A 20,451-nucleotide genomic window follows, 5' to 3' on the forward strand; every position below is an offset into this window, starting at 1 on the left:
CCGGGCGCGCCGCAGCAACCGCCAGCAGACCAGCACGCAGATCGCGAAGGCGACCCCCACCAGCTCGTCGATCACGTAGTGCTCACCCGCGTATATCAGCGAGACCGCCATCAGCAGCGGGTAGCAGACCAGCAGGCACTTGACCCACCAGCGTGCGCCGAAGCAGAAGAAGCCGGCCACGAGGACGGTGAACGCCTCGTGCAAGGAAGGCATGGCGGCCACGAGATTGGCCTGCGCCTGCCCCACGGAGAGGGCGCGGGAGGCGAACTTCAGGTGCAGGTAGTCCCAGCCCTCCCCGCTGTAGCGGCCGACGGGCGCCCCGGAGATGTATCCCTGCTCGGACGCCAGCCACGGGGGCGACATCGGGAAGAGGAAGTAGGTCGCCAGCCCCACGAGAGTCAGCCCGAGCACGCAGTAGACCCACGCACGGAACCGGCCCCGCCACCAGATCCACAGGGCGACTGCGACCAGGGGGGTGACCAGGAAGTGGCTGGTGTAGCTGAGGCTGAAGAGCACGGTGTACCAACGGCTGCCGCCGGGATGGTGCAGGTGGGCCTGGAGCCACTGGGTCGGCAGGGTGCCGCCGAAGAGGAAGCGGTCGGCGTGGATCGGGAAGGTCGTGTGCAGGGGGAGACCGATGATGTTGTGGGCGCCGTCGCGCGGGGCCGTGCCGTCCGTGTCGTACTGGCCGACGAAACCCCGACTGAAGTCGTACGCCAGGAGAAGTCCCTGGAACGGCAGCCAGTCCAGCATCACCTTTCCCCAGGCACGCCACCCGCGGCCGACGACGGCACACGAGACACCGGCGATGATCCACAGCATCAGGCCGACACGGTCCAGTGGCACCCCGAACAGCACGATGTAGCCGATCAGCACCACGAGATACCCGACGACCGCGACCCGTCGCCACCACACCCAGTCGATCGACTGCGTCGTGAGACCGTCCTCCGCCGCTGCCATAGGCGAACAGAATATGGACTCAGTCTGTCCGGGAGGTGACCGACCTGCCGACATCGGGCAGCTTCGCGACCGACGAGGGCTGCACCCGCAGCCGCACCTGCGCCCCGCGCTCAGGCGCGGGCCCGTCGGTGACTGCGGGCAGATCGCCCAGGCCCTCGATCCTGACCATGACCCGTACGCCGTCCGGGTCTGCTGCGCTCGACAGCACCGTGGCCTCGATGGGCCCGTCGCGGTCGAGCCGGAGTGCGTTGCGGCGCAGCGCTATCGGGGAACCGGGGTGTCCCAGCGACAGTCCCGCCTCAGCCGGCAGCACTGTCCGGTAGCCGAGGAAGCGCGCGGCATCGGCATCGACGGGGGCGCGCCAGACCTCCAGCGCGGGCCCGTGCTGGACGACGCGGCCGTCGCGCAGCAGCGCAACGTCGTCGGCGACGGCGAACGCCTCCTCCTGGTCGTGGGTCACCATGATCGCCGTCGTCCCGGTCGTCCGCAGCACGTCCCGCAGCTGGATCGCGAGCTGCTCGCGCAACGCGGTGTCGAGGGCGGACAGCGGTTCGTCCAGCAGGAGGAGTCGTGGTTCGGCGGCGAGCGCTCGAGCCAGTGCGACCCGCTGCTGCTGGCCGCCGGACAGAGAGCCGGGCCGCCGGTCCTGCAGCCCGGCGAGGCCGACGAGGTCGAGCAGCTCCGCCACCCGGGCCCGCACGACCGCCCGCGGGAGCCGGCGACGACGCAGCGCGTACGCCACGTTCTGCGCGACGTCGAGATGGGCGAAGAGCTGGCCGTCCTGGAACATCAGCGCGAACCCCCTGCGATGGGTGGGCGTCTGCGTCAGGTCGACGCCGTCGAAGATCACCCGCCCGCGATCGGGTCGCTGCAGTCCCGCGACCACGCGCAGCAGGGTCGACTTGCCGCATCCGGAGGGGCCGAGCACCGCGAGCGTGTAACCAGTGGACACCGTCAGATCGACCCCATCGACCGCGGGCGACCCGTCGAAGCTGACACTGACGTCCTGGATCTGTAGCTCCCCCATCAGAACCGGCCCACCGATCCCACGCGCAGACTCTCCACCGCGGCCATCACCGCGGCGGTCATGAGGGCGAGCAGGACGGACGCCGCGAGCGCCATCCCGAAGTTGTCGCCGCCCGGATGCCCGATGAGCTGGTAGATGACCACCGGGAGGGTCGGATGGGCCGGGCGCGCCAGGAAACTGGTGGCACCGAACTCGCCCAGCGACACCGCGAAGGCGAAACCGGTCGCCGCGAGCAACGGTCGCCATACGACGGGGAGATCGACGGTGCGCACGACCTGCAGGCGGCCGGCCCCCAGGCTCGCTGCGGCCTGGCGCTGCCGGTCGTCGATGGCGGCCAGCGCGGGTGCCACGGTGCGCACGACGAGGGGAAGCGCAACCAATGCCTGGGCGATGGGGATCAGGATCTGCGAGTCGCGTAGGTCGAGGGGCGGTCGATTCAGAGTGACGATGAAACCGAATCCAACTGTCACCGCTGATATTCCGAGAGGCAACATGAAGACGGCGTCGAGTACGGCGAGTCGACGCCGACGGCGACCGCCTGACCGACCGTTCGGTCGGTAGGCGACGGTGATCGCCACGGCGAGCCCCAGCACCACTGACAACAGCGTGGCGTCGACGGCGATGCGCCACGAGCTGGCGATCGCGTCGCCGACCGGCACCAGCAGCGCACCACCATCACCCGTCGTGCCGAGGCGCCGGTAGTTCTCCAGGCTCCATCCGCCGTCGGCATGCAGCGAACGCACGACCAGGCTCGCGAGGGGCAGCACCAGGAACACCACGACGGCGGCCGTCGATGCGAGGACGGGAAGGTCGCGACGGGTGGGGTGACGTCGCTGTCCCACCCCGGCGCGCGCCGATTGGTGCCGCACGCCGGCGCGAGCGCGTTCGACCACGACCAGGAGCAGGATCACCACCACGAACTGGGCGATCGAGAGGACGGCCGCCGTGCGCAGGTCGAAGACGTCGGTGGTCTGCTGATAGATCTCGGTCTCGATCGTGCTATAGCGCAGCCCGCCCATCGTCAGCACCACACCGAACGCCGTGGCGCAGAAGAGGAAGACGATCGTGACCGCCGACAGGATCGTCGGCGCCAGCGCAGGGAGCGTGACGGTCGCGAAGACCCGCACCGGTCCGGCCCCCAGCGCCGCGGCGGCTTCCTGGGGGCGCGCATCCAGGCCGGCCCAGGCGCTGCCGACGGTGCGCACGACCACCGACAGGTTGAAGAACACCAGCGCCAGGGCGATCGCGATCCAGGTGCCGTCGAGACCGAGGAAGCCGAGGGGCCCGGAGCTCACGAGCAGCGTGCGGAACGCGACGCCGACCACGACGGTCGGCAGCACGAACGGGGTGGCGACCAGCGCCCGCAGCACCCCGGCGCCCGGGATCCGAAGCCGGTAGAGCGCGTACGCGACCGGCAGGCCCAGCAGCGTGGTCACCGCTGTGCCGAGCGTGGCGATGCCCAGGGTGAAGAGGACCACCCGGCGCTCGCGCGGGCGTCCGAAGACGGCGACGGCCTCACCGAGTGCCCAGTGGCCGTCCGGATGCAGTCCGCGGGCGAGCATCCCGCCGACGGGAAGCACGAAGAACACCGCGAGGAAGGCGAGCGGCACCACAGCGACCGCAGCCGGCCACCATCGGTGAAGACCGTTGACTCTCATACTTGGTCGCCTACGAGGTGACGTCCTGCCACTGGCTGATCCACCGGTCCCGCTGCGCGCTGATCTGCGAGGCGGGCAGGCTGAGGGGCTTGCGCGGCGTCTTCACGAAGGACTTCCAGTCGGCCGGCACCGTTGCGCCCCGGTCGACGGGGAAGACATACATGCTGCCCGGCATCGAGGTCTGGAACGTGCGCCCCAGCATGAAGCGGATGAACGCCTGCGCCCCGGCAGTGTTCCTGGCGCCCTTGAGCACCCCGGCGTACTCCTGCTCCTGGAAACAACTGTCCATCAACGCCGAGGTGGTCGACTTACCCGCCGTGACGGTATCGGCCGGAGACGTGTTGTAGGACAGCACGATCGGCCGATCACCCTTGCCGCCGCCAGCCGTGTAGTCGACTCCCCACGCGTCGCTCCAGCCGCTGGTGAGCTTGGCGCCGTTCGCCATCAGCTCCTTCCAATACCCCTGCCAGCCGCCCTGCCCGTACTTCGCGATGGAGGCGAGCAGGAAGGCCAGGCCCGGTGATGAGGTGGCGGCACCCGGGCTGACGAAGAGTCCCTTGTACGCCGGGCTGGTCAGGTCGGTCATGCTGCTCGGCGCCGTGCGGTGGTGCTTGGCGAACCACGCATCGTCGACATTGACGCAGACGTCGCTGTAGTCGATCGGCGTGAGCATCGCGGCCGGCGCACCGCTCAGCGCGTACGTGGCGGCACCGGCTGGTAGAGGCGGCGAATATGCCTGCAGTGCGCCCGAATCCGCCACCCGTGAGGCGAAGGTGTTGTCGATGCCGAAGGTGACGTCGCCGGTGGGGTCGCCCTTGGTGAGCACCAGGGAGTTGGCGAGCTGGCCGGCGTCGCCGGAGGCCTGCACCTTGACCTGGTAGCCGGTCGTCTTGGTGAAGTCGGCGAGGACCGACGGGGGCACGGCCCACGAGTCGTGGGTGACCAGCACCACCTGACGGTTCTTCGCCGAGGTGTGGTCCGGCGGACCGGCGGCCTCACTGCCGCTCACCGCGCAGCCGGCCAGGGCGGGCAGTGCGATGACCGCGCACACGGACATGATGGTGAACTTCACTGGATTCGACCTCCTCTTAACGAGGGGCCCCGACTTCCTACACCGGTACTAACCGGATCAGGTTCGAGGGTCTGCGGCCGATCCGCACTCTCAGCGCTGCTGCGCTCCCCTGTCGTATCCGCCGCTCACGATACGCGCGCGCGGCGGGGCGCCACATTCGCAGGGTAGGTTTGACGAAGGTTTCCGATCCGTCGTCGAAAGGTGGGCTCATGGGTTCGATTGCGTGGAAGGTGCTCTCCGCGGCGACTCGGCTGGCCTCCACCCGGGTCGCGACCAAGGTCACCCAGACCGGGTGGCGCGCCGCGACCGGCAAGAAGGCCCCCTCGGACCGTTACGAGCCCGAGCGCTCGCATGCCGAGGCCACTGCGTTCGCCGTCATCTCGGCCGCGATGCTTGCGGGTGCTACGACCCTGGTCGAGCGCAAGGTCGCCGACTACTACATGCGCTCCACCGGCGAACTCGCCCCGCCAATGCAGAAGGCGATCGACAAGCGCGAGAAGAAGCTTCAGAAGGAAGCCGAGAAGCGCTGACGCTCGGCTGCGTCAGCTGAGCCCGTCCCGGTAGAGCACCTCCACCTCGATGATCCGCTCAGGTGAGGTCTGCTGCACGTGGATGAGCAGGTAGCCGGCCCAGGACGGCTCGAGATCGATCGTCCACGTGTGTGGTTCCCAGGCGCCGTCCGGCCTCGGCACCGTGAAAAAGGTGTCGCAGAACGAATCGCCGCATCCGCACATCTGCGCGAACTCGAGGGTCGGCACCTGATCTGCGAGCGCTGCATAACCGTCCGCACGCAGCAACTCCTCCATCTCGCGGGCGATCTGCGGCCACAGCTCCATCACACGAGTCACGCTCGGATGGTGTCACTCACCGGGACGCGATGGGCGCGTTCAGGCTGCGCGCTCTTCGGCGTCGCGCAACCCGGACATCGCCCAGGTGATCGTGGCGACGCTGAGCGAGCCCGCGACGGTGTCGGCTCGGCGCGCGACGTCCAGCCCGGACTGCCCGAGGCCGCGACGCGCCCAGTTGGGCAGTGCGGCGACTCCACCGCGTGCGACGAGGACGTAACCCGGCTTGGCCGCTCGCGGAAGCGGCGGCTCACGCAGCAGGAAATGACAGGCGTCGACCGCGGCAGGCGTGGACCGTAGGACCGCCCGGTAGGAATGCAGCTGCTCGCGAAGCTCCGTCACGTCGGCCGGCAGATCGCGTGCGCCGAGGAGCGTGGAGGCTGTACGGGCCTGGGAGACATACGTGTCCGCCTCCTGCGCCGAGAGCCGTTCGCTAGCGCCGGCGTACATCTGGAAGGCCGTGAGGAAGCTGTGGATCTCGGCCACGTGGACCCAGCTCAGCAGATCGGGATCGGACGCGGCGTACGGCGTGCCGTCGTCGGTGCGACCGCGGACACGCTCGTGGATCGAGGCGACGTGGGCGATGACCTCCTCGGCGTGCTCGATGGTGCCGAAGGTGGTCGCGGCGATGTAGTAGCTGGTGCGCTGCAACCGACCCCACGGGTCGCCGCGGAAGCCGCTGTGCCCGGCGACCCCGGCCATCGCCGAAGGGTGCAGTGACTGCAACAGCAGCGCCGCCACTCCGCCGGGGAACATCGCGGCGTGCTGGTGGACACGCCAGATCGGGTCGTCAGGGGTGAACCACCGCGGTCCCTCGGCCTCCCAGATGCCCTTGGCCTTGGCGGGGGCGTCGTCACCGGCCACCTTGGAGCGCAACAACCGGCCGAGCGCGCGCTGCGCACCGCCGGTCGGGACTCGCACGAGAGGAAGCATCTCTTCGAGTATGCGGCCCGGTGAGACCGCGCCGTACGCCGACCGGCTCGACGGGCGTTCGGCGGCCCCGTCAGCGCGGGAGGAGCCCTGCCACCGTGGTGGCGAATGCGGAGAGGGACGGGTAATCGCCGGCGTCGATGGTGCCGTTGGAGATCGAGCGGCACCCCGTCTCCGTCAGCCAGAGGGAAGCACGCGCGCCATCGGCGTAGCTGAACGCGACGACGGTGACGGACTCGTCGTCGTTGGGGCAGACGACGCTGCCGCCATCGGTGTGGGCGAGGTCGATCGTGGTCGCGCTGCGCGCCAGCCGACCCGCCTGCGTGGTGTCGAGCCGCGCCCGGGATCGCAGCGCGAACGCTGCACCGTTGAGACCGTTGTAGGAGCAGATCAGCCCGGCCGTCGGTGACCCCGCTGGTAGGAGGGACGAGGCCGGTCCTGGTGTGACGTCACTGGCGCCCCGGTCGCTGCGTGGGCAGCCGCTCGCCACCGTGACAGCCAGTCGGCTGCCGCCTGCGGGAGCGGTGGCCGGGGTGGAGTCCAGCCAGAGTGCGGTCCCGTCGGCGCGCCATACGCTCGCCGACGCGCCAGCCGGAGCGATCCCGATGTCGAGCATCGCGTTCTGCCAGGCGCTGCTCGGCCGATCGTCGGTGTAGGCGGATCCGACGCTCGTCACGACGGAGCCGGAGGTCGAGCTGGCGGAACCTGTTGCGCTCAGGCCGCCCGGCGCGTGCGCAGCGAGCCACCTCTGGGACTGCTGCATGGTCATCGGCACGCGCCAGAACCGTGACGTGTCGATCAACGAGGCCGACCTCGGGGCTCCCATCACCGGACCGGGCAGCGTCGAGGGCGCCCCGGCCATCCGGGCCGCCCCGGCCGGGACCGTCACGAGGTCGATCAGGCGGCGTGTCTCAGCGAGAGTGCGCGCTCTGTTGGTCGACGCCGAGGCGCGAGTGGGACCAGCCGTCGGAGTGGCTACGTGCGTCACCTGGTGCTGATTCGCCGTGCTCGGGCTGCCGGGGCCCCGCGGTGATGTCGAACCGCAGCCCGTCAGTGCCACACACGCGGCGCCCACCACCAGGAATGCCGAGGCGGTACGGACGCTCATCACACTTCTGAGACGCCGCAGCGCGCGTGCCGGTTGACCGTGGTCACTCCTGCGCGTCCTCAGGTTTGCTGATCCATGCGGAGAAGACGGGCAGACCCTCCCACGGATCGTCGGGTTCGGTCCCGTGCGCCGTGGCCACGACGGCGTACGGATGACCGAACCGCAGGGTCGCGGTGCGGTGCAGACCCGACGGCTCCGCTCTGCGAGCACTTGTGGCCATCGCGACGTGGGTGACGGCGGCGGCTTCGAACCCGCGGCGGCCGTACCGGGCGAGCGCGGTCTGCTTGGCATCGATCGGTCCCTTGAGGCGGGCGAGCTGCTGAAGCGCGTGCCCGGCGGCGACGAACCCCAGCTTCGGCTCGGCGGTCAGGTCGTGCGCGCTGTTGGCATGCCACGCAGGTAGCAGCGCATCCACGTGCTCGCCCGGGTTGACCCCCTCCTCCTCGGTGATCGTCCACAGCGCGTGATCGCCCAGAGGAAGATCGAACAGCGACACCGACACTGCGTCCGCGCCGTGCTGGGCCCGGGCGACCGCTACGTCGTGCGCGGCCGCGAGGACATCGCCCGGCGCCGCGGTGGCCTCGGCGATCACCGAGGTGACCACGAGCCCGTCGGCCAGTGCGCGGTGGACGGCGACGCGCCCGGCCCGTTCGGTCTCGGTGATGTACGCATCGTGTCCTGGCAGGCGAGATGCGCGCAGCACCCGGTGCAGGGTGCTGCTCCACGGCCCGCGTAGGTCGGCCGCGTCAGCAGTATCGAACCGTGTCAGCCAGGTGACCCGGGTCGCCAGCGCCGACACGAGCAGGACGGCGAGGTCAGAGGTGTCGACGGGGAACCGGTCGATGAGGCCGAGAGTGTGCTCTCGCGCCCATGAGTCGGCCTGACCCTGGGTCGGAATGGGGCCGGTCTCGACCTCTGCGGGCAGCGTGGACAGCCACGCGTTCAAACCGGGCAGGCCCTCTCGCACCCACGCGGCCGCCGCGGCGGACACCGCCGGATGCGGATGCGCGAGGAGTTCCACCGCCGCACGATGCGCGGCGTCGACATCGGCGCCGAGGGCGTCGGCGATCTCATCCGCCAGCTCGCCGGACGCCGCAGGTGCGGCCAGCGCGAGCACCAGCCAGGCGCCCAACGGTGACGCGACGTGGTGTTCTCCCCGCCCCAATGCGGCGAACCGCTCGGCGTAGCGACACATAAGGTCGGGGAGTGTCATGCGGGCCACTGTGCCCGCTCACCCGGTCCGATACGCGCGAATTGACAGCGTCAGCTGCTTAAAGGCGTGCCGACCAACGGTTCAGTCATCCCAGCGCCCAGGTGAGTGTCGCTCGCGCGGGTTGTCGGCCGTGCGGTCACTTTCCGACGCCGCGTCCAGTACCCAGCGCGGGTTGTAGGCCGTGCGGTCACTTTCCTACGCCGCGTCCCAGCGCTCAGCGCAGCAGGTCGCCTTGGCCGAAGAGTTCTGCCGTCTGGGCTGCGGACGGGCTGCCGGCGTCGACGTCTGCGCCGGCCTCGAGCAGCACCCACACGATGGTGTCCTCACCCTTGAAGACGGCGCCGGCCAACGGCGACTGCCCCCGGTCGTTGAGCCGGTTGACGTCGGCTCCGCGCTCGATCAGCGCCTTCACCGCGGAGGCGTGCCCGTGGTACGCCGCGAGCATCAGCAGCGTGTTTCCCGAGGCGTCGGTGAGGTCCACCGGGACACCCCGGTCGACGTACGCTGCGAGCCGATCGGCGTCGCCGGTCCGGGCGAAGTCCGCGCAGGCGTGACCGATCTCCACCAGGGCGGGGTCGGGAGAGGCGTCGGTCACGAAGGTAAGGCTAACCCGCGCTCAGCGTCCGTCCAGAATCACGTGAGCCAGCGGGACGCCGGGCCGGTAGGGCAGATGTCGATAGCTGGGGGCATCCAGGGCGGTGAGATCGGCCCGGGCACCGACCCGGAGCACGCCGATGTCGTCCCGACGCAGAGCTGCGGCGCTCCCGGCGGTCGCCGCACGGACGGCCTGCGCGGGCGTCATCCCCATCTCGCGCACCGCGAGCGCGATGACGAACGGCATGGAGCTGGAATAGCAGGTGCCGGGGTTGCAGTCGGTGGCGAGCGCGACCCGCACGCCGGCGTCGAGCAGCGCACCCCCGTCGGGGTACGGCGAGCGCGTGGAGAACTCCACACCGGGCAGCAGGGTCGCCACGGTGTCGGAGCCGGCGAGGGCCTCGACATCCTCGCCGGTCAGGTAGGTGCAGTGGTCGACGCTCGCCGCGCCGACCTCGACGGCGAGGAGCACGCCCGGACCGGGTCCGAGCTGGTTGCCGTGCACCCGCGCGAACAACCCGGCGTCCTGCCCCGCACGCAGCACCCGCCGCGACTCCTCCTCGGTGAAGGCGTGCGGGCTGTGCGGCTCGCAGAAGACGTCGATCCAGCGGGCGTGCGGCGCGCAGGCGGCCAGCATGTCGCCCGTCACCAGGTCGAGGTACGCAGCGCGGTCGTCACGCGCGTCGGGCGGGACCACGTGGGCGCCCAGATAGGTGGTCTCGGTGGTGAACTCCCCCGCGATCCGCAACGCCCGCGCCTCGTCGTGCGCGGTGAGGCCGTAGCCGCTCTTGATCTCCACCGTGGTGGTGCCCTGCGCGCGCATCTCGGCGACCCGGCGCCCGACCAGGGCCCGCAGCTCGTCGTCGGTCGCCGCGCGGGTCGCCGCCATCGTGAGAGCGATACCGCCCCCGTCGTACGGCGTGCCGGTCATCCGGGCCTCGAACTCCGCCGAGCGGTCGCCGGCGAAGACGAGGTGGGAGTGGCTGTCGACGAATCCCGGCAGAACGCAGCGGCCTTCGACATCGACGGACCGATCGGCCGCAGGCGCGGCGGATGCGCTGCCGATCCAGTCGATACGGCCGTCGGTCGCGATCAGCGCGGCGTCGTGGACGATGCCCAGCTCGTCGCCGCGGGTGCCGTCGACGGTGACGAGCTCGCCGATGTTGGTGACGACGGTGCTGGTCATGCGAGTCCCTCCCAGAGCGGGTCGATGGCCTCGGCGAGGAGGGTTCCGACGTCACCCAGCACGTGCCGGCCGCCTTCGACGACCATCTCCCCGTCGCGGATGACGGTGTGCACGTCGGCTGCCGTGGCCGAGTAGACGATCTGCGCAGGATCCGAACCGGCCGTACGCGCCGAGTCCGTCGCCGCGGCAACGAGATCGGCTCGCATTCCCCGCGCGAGCGCACCCGCGTCGGGCCACGCCAGACTCCCGTGGGCGACGAGGGCCTGGTGCAGTCCCGTCAGAGTGAAACGGCCGCGTTCGTGGGACATCAGGCGCTCGTGCATCTCCAGCGCCCGCACCTCCTCGAAGAGATCGATCACCGCGTGCTGATCGCTGCCCAGGCTGAGCGGCGCCCCAGCGTCACTGAGTCTGCGGGCCGGGCCGATGCCGTCGGCCAGGTCGCGTTCTGTGGTGGGGCAGAAGCACGCTGTGGTCTTCGCCTCCCCCAGCAGGGCGATGTCGTCCTGGGTCAGATGGGTGGCGTGCACGGCGGTCGTACGTGCCGTCAGAGCGCCGCCATCGTGCAGCAACCGGGTCGGCGTCACGCCGTAATACCGCACGCACGTGTCGTTCTCGGCACGTTGCTCGGAAAGATGCGCGTGCAGCGGCCGGTCACCGGTGGCGGCCACCACGGTCGGGATGGCCTCGCTGGGCACGGCCCGTACGGAGTGGATGGCAGACCCGATCCGGGTGTTGTCGTCCTCGCGCAACGCCCGCATGCGGTCGGCCCAGGCCTCGACGTCCCCGTCGCCGAAGCGCAGTTGCTCGGGGTTCAGCGGCTCGTGTCCGTCGTCGGTCAATCCACCGGCGAGGTAGCACGTGTCGAGCAGCGTGAGGCGGACGCCGGCGTCGCGGGCGGCCTGCCGCAACGCCTCACCCATCGCGTTGGGGTCGTCGTAGGGGCGACCGCCCGGCGCGTGGTGCAGGTAGTGGAACTCCCCCACGCTCGTGATTCCGGCAAGTGCCATCTCGGCGTACGTCGCTCGCGCCAGCCGGAGGTAGCTGTCCGGATCCAGTTGCGCCGCAACGTCGTACATGCCGTCACGCCAGGTCCAGAAGGTCCCGCCACCGGTGTGGGTGCGCCCTCGCAACGCGCGGTGGAACGCGTGGCTGTGGCAGTTCGCGAGACCCGGCAGCACCACACCGGGCAGCCGGTGAGCGTCGCCCTGTGGCTGACCCGGCAACACCGCGGTGAAGCGGCCGTCGTCGATGTCGAAGCGGACGTCGGCGGCCAGCCCGGTCGGCAGCAGCGCGTGCGCCGCCCAGTAGGCGATCATCCGGCCAGGTCCTGCAGGACGGCGGTGAGGGCGCGTACGCCGACGTGACAGTCGGCCTGTTCGGCGAACTCCTCCGGCGAGTGCGAGACGCCGGTGGGGTTGCGGACGAAGAGCATCGCGGTGCTGACGCCCGCATTGGAGAGGATGCCCGCGTCATGTCCGGCGCCCGTGCCGAGCATGGGCACGTCACCGAGGATGTTGTGCAGCCGACCCGCCAACGACGTGTCGAACGCCGTGGTGGGCGTCCACGACTCGCGGCTCACGTCGGCAGCGGCTCGCTCCGACAGCTCCTCGACCATCGCCAGGACGGCCGCCTCGTCGGCACCGCGGGCGTCGAGCCAGGCCGTCACGTGCGAGGGGATGGCGTTGACTCCGTTGGGTTCGACCTGCAGCTTGCCGATCGTCGCGACGCAGCCGTGCTTCTCGGCCAGGCCCCGCGCCTCGGCAACGGCCGTCGCGCACGCGAGCATCGCGTCGTGCCGGTCCTCCAGACGGGTCGTACCCGCGTGGTTGGCGATGCCCGCGAAGTCGAGCCGCCAGCGACCGTGCGGCCAGATGTCGGTGCCGATCGCCACGGCTGCGTGGTCCTGGTCGTAACGGTCGGCGTCGGCCATCGCCCGGCCCTGCTCGACGTGCAGCTCCACGAAGCTGCCGATCCGGCGTACGGCGTCCTCGTCCCTGCCGATCGAGGCGGGTCGTCCGGCCCGCTTCAGCGCCTCCCCCATGGTGACCCCGTCGGCGTCGGTGAGGCGGAGCGCCCGGTCGGCATCGAGCTCGCCGGTGATGACCCGGGACCCGGCGCAGGCAACCCCGAAGCGGGCGCCCTCCTCGTCGCCGAAGTTGACGACCCCGATCGGACGACTGGGTTGGAAGCCGCTGTCCCGTAACGCATCCACCGCAGCGAGGGCGCTGACGACACCGAGCGGGCCGTCGTACGCGCCGCCGTCCGGCACGGAGTCCAGGTGAGAGCCTGCGACGACCCCCGGTGTGGCGTCGGGATCGCCCCACCACGCCCACTGGTTGCCCATCCGGTCCTCGACCAGGTCCAGTCCGCGCGCCGTGCACTCGCCCGCGAACCACTCGCGCAGGGTGTGGTCCTCACGGGTCCACGCGAACCGCCGGTATCCGCCGGAGGAGACCCGGCCGACCGGCTGCAGGTCGGCCCACATCCGGTCGAAACCGGCGTACGACGCGTCGGTCGGCACCGCTCAGCCCTCGCGCATCGGCACGCGCACGCCGCGGGCCTGCGCGACCTCTTCCGCTCGGCCGTAGCCCGCATCGACGTGCCGGATGACGCCCATGCCCGGGTCGTTGGTCAGCACCCGGCGCAGCTTCTCGGCAGCCAGCGCGGTGCCGTCGGCGACGGTCACCTGACCGGCGTGCTGCGAACGGCCGATCCCGACGCCGCCACCGTGGTGGATGGACACCCAGCTGGCACCGGACGCGGTGTTGACCATCGCGTTGAGCAGCGGCCAGTCGGCGATCGCGTCGGATCCGTCTGCCATCGCTTCGGTTTCGCGATAGGGCGACGCGACCGAGCCGCAGTCGAGGTGGTCGCGACCGATGACGATCGGCGCAGACACCTCACCACTGGCGACGAGGTCGTTGATGGCGAGGCCCGCCTTGTCGCGCTCGCCGTACCCCAGCCAGCAGATCCGCGCGGGCAGCCCCTGGAAGGCGATCTTCTCCTTCGCGCCGCGCATCCACTTCTGCAGGCGGTCGTTGTCGGGGAAGAGGTCCATCACGGCCTTGTCGGTCGCGTAGATGTCCTTCGGGTCGCCGCTGAGCGCGACCCAGCGGAACGGGCCCTTGCCCTCGCAGAACAGCGGCCGGATGTACGCCGGCACGAAACCCGGGAACTCGAACGCCCGGTCGTACCCGCCGAGTCGGGCCTCGTCGCGGATCGAGTTGCCGTAGTCGAAGACCTCGGCGCCCGCGTCCTGGAACTCCACCATGGCCTTGACCTGGCGCGCCATCGACGCGCGGGCTCGGTCGGTGAAGTCCTCGGGCTTCTTGTCGGCGTAGTCGTGCCAGTCGCCGAGTTCGACGTCGTCCGGGAGGTAGGAGAGCGGGTCGTGAGCGCTCGTCTGGTCGGTGACGATGTCGATCTCCACTCCGCGACGGAGCAGCTCAGGGAAGACCACAGCCGCGTTGCCCACCACGCCCACGGAGTACGCACGGCGGGCTCGCTTAGCGGCCAACGCCTTCGCGACCGCGTCGTCGAGGTCGTCGGCGACCTCGTCGAGGTAGCGGTGATCCACGCGGCGTCGCAGCCGCGTCTCGTCGACGTCGACGATCAGACACACACCGTCGTTCAATGTGACAGCCAGTGGTTGAGCGCCACCCATCCCACCGCAGCCACCGGTCAAGGTGAGCGTGCCCGCCAGGGTGCCGCCGAAACGCTTCTCGGCCACCGCCGCGAAGGTCTCGTAGGTGCCCTGGACGATGCCCTGGGTGCCGATGTAGATCCAGGATCCCGCGGTCATCTGCCCGTACATCGTGAGGCCGAGGTGCTCCAGGCGACGGAACTCCGGCCAGGTCGCCCAGTCGGGGACGAGGTTGGAGTTGGCGATGAGCACGCGCGGCGCCCACTCGTGGGTCTGCATGACCCCGACCGGTCGGCCGGACTGCACGAGCATGGTCTCGTCCTCGCGCAGTGTCTGCAGGGTGCGCACGATGGCGTCGAAGGACCGCCAGTCGCGGGCGGCGCGGCCGGTGCCGCCGTAGACGACCAGGTCGTCGGGGCGTTCGGCGACCTCCGGGTCGAGGTTGTTCATCAGCATCCGCATGGGTGCCTCGGTCGACCAGGACCGTGCGGAGAGAGTCGTGCCGCGAGGTGCGCGGACCGGGCGTGCGCCTTCCATCATTTCCTCCGTGCCGTGTGGATGTACCTCATGGTTGTTGCTTCGTGGGGTGTCACGCGAGTCTCCCGACGACGCCCTCAGCGTGCCGCACCGCGTCGCCGGAGCCCACCAGCTGCACCGCGGCCTCGATGTCGGGGGCGAGGAAACGGTCGGGACCGGGCCCGGGCAACGCGCGAACGACGGCCGCCGTACCGGGCGAGGATGTGAGAGGTGCACGCAGCGCGATTCCCCGTGCGGCCGTGAGCATCTCGATGGCGAGCACCCGGGTGAGGCCGTCGAGCGAGCGCCGCAGCTTGCGGCCCGCGGACCACCCCATCGACACGTGGTCCTCCTGCATCGCGCTCGACGGGATCGAGTCGACGCTGGCCGGTGACGCGAGCCGTTTCAGCTCGGAGACGATCGCCGCCTGGGTGTACTGGGCGATCATGTAACCCGAGTCCACGCCGGGGTCGTCGGCGAGGAACGCGTGCAGGCCGGCGTTGCGCGCCGGGTCCAGGAAGCGGTCGGTGCGCCGTTCGCTCATCGACGCGACGTCGGCGATCACGATCGCGAGGAAGTCGAGCACGTAGGCGACCGGTGCGCCGTGGAAGTTGCCGTTGGACTCCACCCGGCCGTCGATCGTCACGACCGGGTTGTCGACGGCAGCGGCGAGCTCACGGGAGGCGATCAGCTCGGCGTGCGCCAGGGTGTCGCGCGCAGCCCCGGCCACCTGCGGTGCGCAGCGCAGCGAGTACGCGTCCTGGACCCTCGTGCACGCCGCCGGGTCGCGGTGGCTCTCGCGGATCTCGCTGTCGGCGAGCACGATCCGCAGGTTCGCGGCGCTGAGCTCCTGCCCGGTGTGGGGACGGAGCGCGTGCAGGTCGGCGGCGAAGACGTCGTCGGTGCCGAGCAGCCCCTCGACGCTCATCGCGGCGGAGATGTCGACGGTGGTGAGCAGGAGGCGCAGGTCGACGATCGCCATGCACAGCATCCCGAGCATCCCGTCGGTGCCGTTGATGAGCGCCAACCCCTCCTTCTCCTGCAGCTCGACCGGATCGATGCCGGCCTCGGCGAGCGCCTCGCCGGCGTCCTTGACGTTGCCGGCGGCATCGCGCACCGGACCCTCGCCCATCAGGGCGAGCGCGCAGTGCGCCAGGGGCGCGAGGTCACCGGAGCAGCCGAGGGAGCCGTACTCGTGCACGACCGGAGTGATCCCGGCGTTCAGCATCGCGACGTACGCCGTCAGCGTCTCCTCGCGGATGCCGGTGCGGCCCGTGGCGAGTGTGGAGATGCGCAGCAGCATCGTGGCGCGCACGACCTCACGCTCGACCTCGGGCCCGGATCCCGCCGCATGTGAGCGGATCAGGCTGCGCTGCAACTGTCTGCGCTGCTCCAGCGGGATGTGCTTGGTCGCCAGCGCGCCGAAACCGGTGGAGATGCCGTAGTGCGGGATGGTGTCGTCGGCCAGCCGGTCGATGATGGATCGGCTGGCGCGCACCTCGGCGAGCGACTCCTCGCTGAGGCGGATGGCCGCGCCCCCTCGCGCCACGTCGACGACCTGCTCGATGGTGAGCGGACCGATGCCGACCTCCACCACGTTCTGGGTGTCCTGCTCGACTGCGGTGTCCGTCATGCCCCCATTGCACCGCGCTCGCGGTGGTGAGCACTACGACCGGAGGGCATATGGTGTCTCGGATCCGAGACATAGCCGTCGACACCCGCCGCCTGAGAGGCCCCCCGCGACCGTGACCGCCGACAACGCACTGGCAGCCGGGCAGGTGCTGGCGATCCTGCAGGCGATGGCGGGGCATGCGGAGCCGGTGCCCGCGGCCACGATCGCGCGCGAGGTCGGCCTCCCCCGCTCCACGACGTACCACCTGCTCGCCACTCTTCGCCAGCGCGGTTTCGTCACGCATCTGAGTGAGGAGAAACGCTGGGGGCTCGGCGTTTCGGCGTTCGAGCTGGGGTCGGCCTACAACCGGCAGGCGCCGTTGCAGCGCATCGCCCGCGTGGCGCTCACCCGCCTGGTCGACACCACGACGCACACGGCGCACCTCGTGGTGCTGCACGGTCGTGACGTGCTCTACGTCATCGAGGAGCGCGCTCCTGGCCGTCCTTCGCTGGTGACCGATGTGGGCGTGCGGCTGCCCGCCCAGTTGACGGCCTCGGGGCTGGCCATGCTGGCCGCTCTCCCGGCGGCCCAGGTACGCGCTCTCTACCCCGACCGTGCGGCGTTCGTGCAGCGAGCGGCACGCGGGGCGACGTCACTGACGGCGTTGCGCTCGGAGCTCGCCCAGGTGCGGCAGCGCGGCTACGCGGTCGAGAAGGACTCGGTGACCAGGGGGTTCGCCTCCGTCGCGGCCGCCGTGCTCGACCACAACGCGCACCCCGTCGCCGGAGTCGCCGTCACCTATCCGCACGACAGCCTCGCCGGCGAGACGGTCGACGGGCTGGCGGCATCGACGGTACGAGCAGCAGCAGATCTGTCCCACCGCCTCGGCCACCGCCCCTGACCCTCCCCTCGAGTGGCATACACATGTTTCGAGTGGCGCACTCATACCTACGCCGCTCGACGGGTATGTATGCCACTCGACGGCCTGCTCAGTCCTCGACCGTGAGCTCCACCTTGTCGGGGTAGAAGGCCATGTGCCCCTCGATCGCGGCGACTGCGTCGTGCGGGTGCTCGTAGACCCAGATCGCGTCGTGCACCGTGCCGGTGTCGGTCTCGATGTCGCGGTAGGTCGCATCCCCCTTGTACGGGCAGTGGCTGGTGGTCTCGCTCGCGCGCAGCAACAGCGGGTCCACGTCGCTGGGCGGCAGGTAGTAGGCCGCCGGGTAGGTCGACTCCTGCAGCACGAGGGCCGACCGGGTGTCTGCCACCACGGTGTCCCCTACGCGGACGACGACGTGGCGGGTGGTCGGTTCGACGGTGATGGGGTGGTCCGGGCCGGGGATCAGGACATCGGGCATGGCGCGCTCCCTCTCATGAGAACTGCTGACACCGTCGACGCTAGACCCGTCCCGTGTCACGATTCGGCGAGCCTCTTGAGATTGAGCAGTTGGCGGCGCGCCATCACCAGGTCGCCCACGGACACGAGCGGCGCGATCAGCCGGCCCCGTGCCATCACCACCTTGAGCAGCAGCCGGGTCGACCCGTCGACCGGCACGAGGGCGTACGACATCACCGCGCCCATGATCTGGGCGGTCAACTGCTCGCCGTTCGCGACGGACAGGACCCGCCCCTGCGGCCGTCCGGCCACCGCGGTGAACGGATCCCCGACCACCGGCGGTGGCAGATCGCTCAACCGGTCGGGCGATCGGCGACCGGCGTTGTCGATCCAGTCGTAGGAGTAGGGCGCCAGCCTGATCTGCCCGATCCACGGCCAGACCCGCTCGACGGGCGCATCCACGGTCACGCCGCGCCAGGCCCGCAGCACGGGGTCGGGCACCTCGGCGTCGCAGGGGAAGGGCCGTGCGACCTCCGTAGCGGTCACGCCCCAACGGTCACCGATCACGTCGTCCTCCCCTTCCGCGTGGCATGACAACTCCTGAGCGCGGCCGCGCGCCACAGGCAACATATGTCGGCCCCGGGGGGAGAGGCACAGACTGGGTGCATGCAACCGACGGCGATCGTGCTGTGCGGCGGGCGATCGTCCCGCTTCGGGTCCGACAAGACCCGCGCGCCGCTGCAGGGGCGGCCGCTGCTGGACCATCTGCTCGACGCGCTGCCCGGCACCTGGCCGATCGTGGCGGTCGGCCCGCCGCGCAGGACGTTCCGGGACACCACCTGGGTGCGCGAAGAACCGGCGTTCGCGGGGCCCCTCTCAGCCCTGGCTGCCGGGCTCGCTGACGTCGCAACGCCGACCTTCGTCCTCCTCGGCGGTGACATGCCGTACGCCGCCCGCGCAGCCGTCGCGCTCTCCGACCAGCTGTCGCACGCGCCGCACGACGTCGACGCCGTCCTCGCGCGGACCCCGGACGGACGGCCGCAGCCGTTGCTGCTGGCGGGTCGGACCGAACCGGCACGGGTCGCCCTGCCGCCGGACCCGGTCGGCGCGTCCCTGATGAGCTGGGCCCGTCGGCTGCGCTGCTCGGCGTACGACGTGGACGACGCCGCGGCCCACGACGTGGACACCCCGCAGGACCTCGCGGGGCCGCCCGACGCCCCGACTACGGTCGAAGGATGAAGGCCATCACCCTCCCGAAATTCGGCGACGAAGACGTCATGACCCTCGCCGACGTACCCGACCCCACCCCCGGCCGCGGCGAGGTCGTCGTCGAGGTTGCCGCCGCGGGCATCAACCGCGCCGACCTGATGCAGCGCCAGGGTTTCTACCCGCCGCCGCCCGGCGAGTCCGAGATCGTCGGGCTCGAGGTGAGCGGGCGCATCGCCGAGCTCGGCGACGGGGTCGGGGGCTGGCAGGTCGGGGACGAGGTCTGCGCGCTGCTCGCGGGAGGCGGGTACGCCGAGCGGGTCATCGTCCCGGTCGGCCAGCTGCTGCCCGTTCCGGCCGGGGTGAGCCTGGTCGACGCCGCCGCTCTGCCGGAGGTGGTCTGCACCGTGTGGTCCAACGTCTTCATGGTCGCAGGGCTGAAGAGAGCCGAAACTCTTCTCGTGCACGGTGGTTCGAGCGGCATCGGCACGATGGCGATCCAGCTGGGACATGCGTTCGGTGCGCGGGTGGCCACCACAGCCGGCTCACCGGACAAGCTGGCCGCGTGCCGCGCGCTCGGCGCGGACATCCTCATCAACTACCGCGATCAGGACTTCGTGGACGAACTGGATGCCGCGACCGACGGCCACGGCGCCGACGTGATCCTCGACGGCATCGGCGCCAAGTATCTCCCCCAGAACGTCGAAGCGCTCGCCCCGCACGGCCGCCTGGTGACCATCGGCATGCTCGGCGGTGCCAAGGGCGAGCTCGACCTCGGCGCGCTGCTGCGCAAGTGGGGCACCGTGACCGCCACCGGTCTGCGTGCGCGACCGCGCGACGAGAAGGCGAAGATCGTGGCCGACGTCCGCGCGCAGGTCTGGCCGCTCATCGCCGACGGTCGTGTGCGGCCCATCGTGCACGAGCGGCTGCCGCTGGCCGAGGCGGCGCGGGCGCACCGGATCCTCGGCGAGTCCAGCCACATCGGCAAGGTCCTGCTCACGACCTGACGCCTCTGTCGAGCGGAGGGGTGGCTCAGTCGTCCGCGACCAGGCCGCCCGGTTGCGGCGTCGTACGCGCCCGGAGGGCCCCTTGGAGGATCCGCTCGGTGGACTCGTCCGCCTCGCCCTGCGGCCAGTTCTCCGGGTCGACCCACTCGTAGCCGACGGCCTCGCTCGCGACCCGCACCTTCGGCTCCCGGTCGCATCGCACCCGGTAGATGACGTCGGCGATGCGCGTGCGGGGGTCGAAGACGGTCGCGAACGCGTCACCGGGCGTGATCCGCAGGCCGGTCTCCTCCCACACCTCCCGCACGACCGCCTCGCTGGGGTGCTCGCCACGGTCGATGTGACCGCCCGGCAGCGACAGCCCGATGCGATGGGTCTGGCGCAGCGCGAGCACCCGACCGTCGTACTCGATGAGTGCGACCGCGCCGAACCCCCACGACGGCAGCACCGCCCGCGTCACGACGTGACTGGGTCCGGCCGGCAGCACGCGGTACGCACGCAGCGCCAATCGCCGCAACGGCCCGGGATGCGCGTGCGACAT

20 protein-coding genes, 1 pseudogene and 1 riboswitch are annotated in these 20,451 nt (G+C 70.8%); of the genes and pseudogenes, 4 read left to right on the forward strand and 17 right to left on the reverse strand.

Annotated elements, in window-relative coordinates; all coding sequences use genetic code 11:
- Positions 1-30: 30 nt before the first annotated feature.
- The 4 genes and pseudogenes from HNR15_RS18430 to HNR15_RS15460 all read right to left on the reverse strand — a co-directional run.
- Positions 31-1,014: pseudogene (locus HNR15_RS18430) on the reverse strand (phosphatase PAP2 family protein); the annotation flags it as partial.
- Positions 980-1,987, reverse strand: a complete 1,008-nt coding sequence (locus HNR15_RS15450) for an ABC transporter ATP-binding protein (RefSeq protein ID WP_179483205.1) — start codon at positions 1,985-1,987, stop codon at positions 980-982. The gene HNR15_RS15450 and the pseudogene HNR15_RS18430, both read right to left, overlap by 35 nt.
- Entirely contained in the window at positions 1,987-3,645 is a 1,659-nt protein-coding gene (locus HNR15_RS15455; RefSeq protein ID WP_179483206.1) for an ABC transporter permease, read from the reverse strand. Before HNR15_RS15455 ends, HNR15_RS15450 begins: the two co-directional genes overlap by 1 nt.
- Before the next feature lie 10 nt (positions 3,646-3,655).
- On the reverse strand, positions 3,656-4,717 hold the full coding sequence (locus HNR15_RS15460; protein ID WP_343048560.1) for a thiamine ABC transporter substrate-binding protein: 1,062 nt from the start codon (positions 4,715-4,717) through the stop codon (positions 3,656-3,658).
- Between the two features lie 17 nt (positions 4,718-4,734).
- Positions 4,735-4,838, reverse strand: a riboswitch (TPP riboswitch).
- A gap of 88 nt (positions 4,839-4,926) precedes the next feature.
- Between HNR15_RS15460 and HNR15_RS15465 the strand changes: the two genes are divergently transcribed.
- A complete protein-coding gene (locus tag HNR15_RS15465) occupies positions 4,927-5,247 on the forward strand; it encodes a DUF4235 domain-containing protein (protein WP_179483207.1) in 321 nt (106 codons plus the stop codon).
- A gap of 12 nt (positions 5,248-5,259) precedes the next feature.
- Here the strand turns inward: HNR15_RS15465 and HNR15_RS15470 are convergent, their stop codons facing one another.
- From HNR15_RS15470 to hutH, 10 genes are all read right to left on the reverse strand, one after another.
- Positions 5,260-5,565, reverse strand: a complete 306-nt coding sequence (locus tag HNR15_RS15470) for a hypothetical protein (protein WP_179483208.1) — start codon at positions 5,563-5,565, stop codon at positions 5,260-5,262.
- A gap of 39 nt (positions 5,566-5,604) precedes the next feature.
- The gene (locus HNR15_RS15475) at positions 5,605-6,495 is read right to left on the reverse strand and encodes an oxygenase MpaB family protein (RefSeq protein WP_179483209.1); all 891 of its coding nucleotides are present in this window, start codon (positions 6,493-6,495) and stop codon (positions 5,605-5,607) included.
- A gap of 70 nt (positions 6,496-6,565) precedes the next feature.
- Positions 6,566-7,381: a hypothetical protein gene (locus tag HNR15_RS15480; protein ID WP_179483210.1), complete on the reverse strand. Its 816-nt coding sequence runs from the start codon at positions 7,379-7,381 to the stop codon at positions 6,566-6,568.
- A 262-nt stretch (positions 7,382-7,643) separates the two neighbouring features.
- Positions 7,644-8,813, reverse strand: coding sequence for a serpin family protein (locus HNR15_RS15485; RefSeq protein ID WP_179483211.1), 1,170 nt, complete (start codon positions 8,811-8,813; stop codon positions 7,644-7,646).
- A gap of 214 nt (positions 8,814-9,027) precedes the next feature.
- Positions 9,028-9,408, reverse strand: a complete 381-nt coding sequence (locus HNR15_RS15490; RefSeq protein WP_179483212.1) for an ankyrin repeat domain-containing protein — start codon at positions 9,406-9,408, stop codon at positions 9,028-9,030.
- A gap of 21 nt (positions 9,409-9,429) precedes the next feature.
- Complete coding sequence (hutI, locus tag HNR15_RS15495) at positions 9,430-10,593, reverse strand: imidazolonepropionase (protein ID WP_179483213.1); 1,164 nt, start codon at positions 10,591-10,593, stop codon at positions 9,430-9,432.
- Complete coding sequence (locus HNR15_RS15500; RefSeq protein WP_179483214.1) at positions 10,590-11,909, reverse strand: formimidoylglutamate deiminase; 1,320 nt, start codon at positions 11,907-11,909, stop codon at positions 10,590-10,592. The genes hutI and HNR15_RS15500 overlap by 4 nt, the downstream gene beginning before the upstream one ends.
- Entirely contained in the window at positions 11,906-13,078 is a 1,173-nt protein-coding gene (locus HNR15_RS15505; RefSeq protein WP_179483810.1) for an allantoate amidohydrolase, read from the reverse strand. Before HNR15_RS15505 ends, HNR15_RS15500 begins: the two co-directional genes overlap by 4 nt.
- A 39-nt stretch (positions 13,079-13,117) precedes the next feature.
- Entirely contained in the window at positions 13,118-14,773 is a 1,656-nt protein-coding gene (gene hutU, locus HNR15_RS15510) for a urocanate hydratase (protein WP_179483215.1), read from the reverse strand.
- 52 nt (positions 14,774-14,825) lie between these two features.
- Positions 14,826-16,385: a histidine ammonia-lyase gene (gene hutH / locus HNR15_RS15515; protein WP_179483216.1), complete on the reverse strand. Its 1,560-nt coding sequence runs from the start codon at positions 16,383-16,385 to the stop codon at positions 14,826-14,828.
- 112 nt (positions 16,386-16,497) lie between these two features.
- Here hutH and HNR15_RS15520 point away from each other — a divergent pair, with 112 nt between their 5' ends.
- On the forward strand, positions 16,498-17,265 hold the full coding sequence (locus HNR15_RS15520) for an IclR family transcriptional regulator (protein ID WP_343048561.1): 768 nt from the start codon (positions 16,498-16,500) through the stop codon (positions 17,263-17,265).
- 88 nt (positions 17,266-17,353) lie between these two features.
- Here HNR15_RS15520 and HNR15_RS15525 read toward each other — a convergent pair whose 3' ends face one another.
- Complete coding sequence (locus HNR15_RS15525; protein WP_179483218.1) at positions 17,354-17,722, reverse strand: DUF427 domain-containing protein; 369 nt, start codon at positions 17,720-17,722, stop codon at positions 17,354-17,356.
- A gap of 56 nt (positions 17,723-17,778) precedes the next feature.
- Positions 17,779-18,246 (reverse strand): SRPBCC family protein, encoded by a 468-nt coding sequence (locus HNR15_RS15530; protein WP_218883754.1) that lies wholly within the window; start codon positions 18,244-18,246, stop codon positions 17,779-17,781.
- Positions 18,247-18,366: 120 nt separating this feature from the next.
- Between HNR15_RS15530 and mobA the strand changes: the two genes are divergently transcribed.
- Both mobA and HNR15_RS15540 read left to right on the forward strand, forming a co-directional pair.
- The gene (mobA, locus tag HNR15_RS15535) at positions 18,367-18,939 is read left to right on the forward strand and encodes a molybdenum cofactor guanylyltransferase (RefSeq protein WP_179483220.1); all 573 of its coding nucleotides are present in this window, start codon (positions 18,367-18,369) and stop codon (positions 18,937-18,939) included.
- Entirely contained in the window at positions 18,936-19,913 is a 978-nt protein-coding gene (locus HNR15_RS15540; protein ID WP_179483221.1) for an NAD(P)H-quinone oxidoreductase, read from the forward strand. Before mobA ends, HNR15_RS15540 begins: the two co-directional genes overlap by 4 nt.
- A 25-nt stretch (positions 19,914-19,938) precedes the next feature.
- Here HNR15_RS15540 and HNR15_RS15545 read toward each other — a convergent pair whose 3' ends face one another.
- Positions 19,939-20,451, reverse strand: a complete 513-nt coding sequence (locus tag HNR15_RS15545) for an NUDIX domain-containing protein (protein ID WP_179483222.1) — start codon at positions 20,449-20,451, stop codon at positions 19,939-19,941.

Source organism: Allobranchiibius huperziae (assembly GCF_013410455.1).
GTDB lineage: Bacteria > Actinomycetota > Actinomycetes > Actinomycetales > Dermatophilaceae > Allobranchiibius > Allobranchiibius huperziae.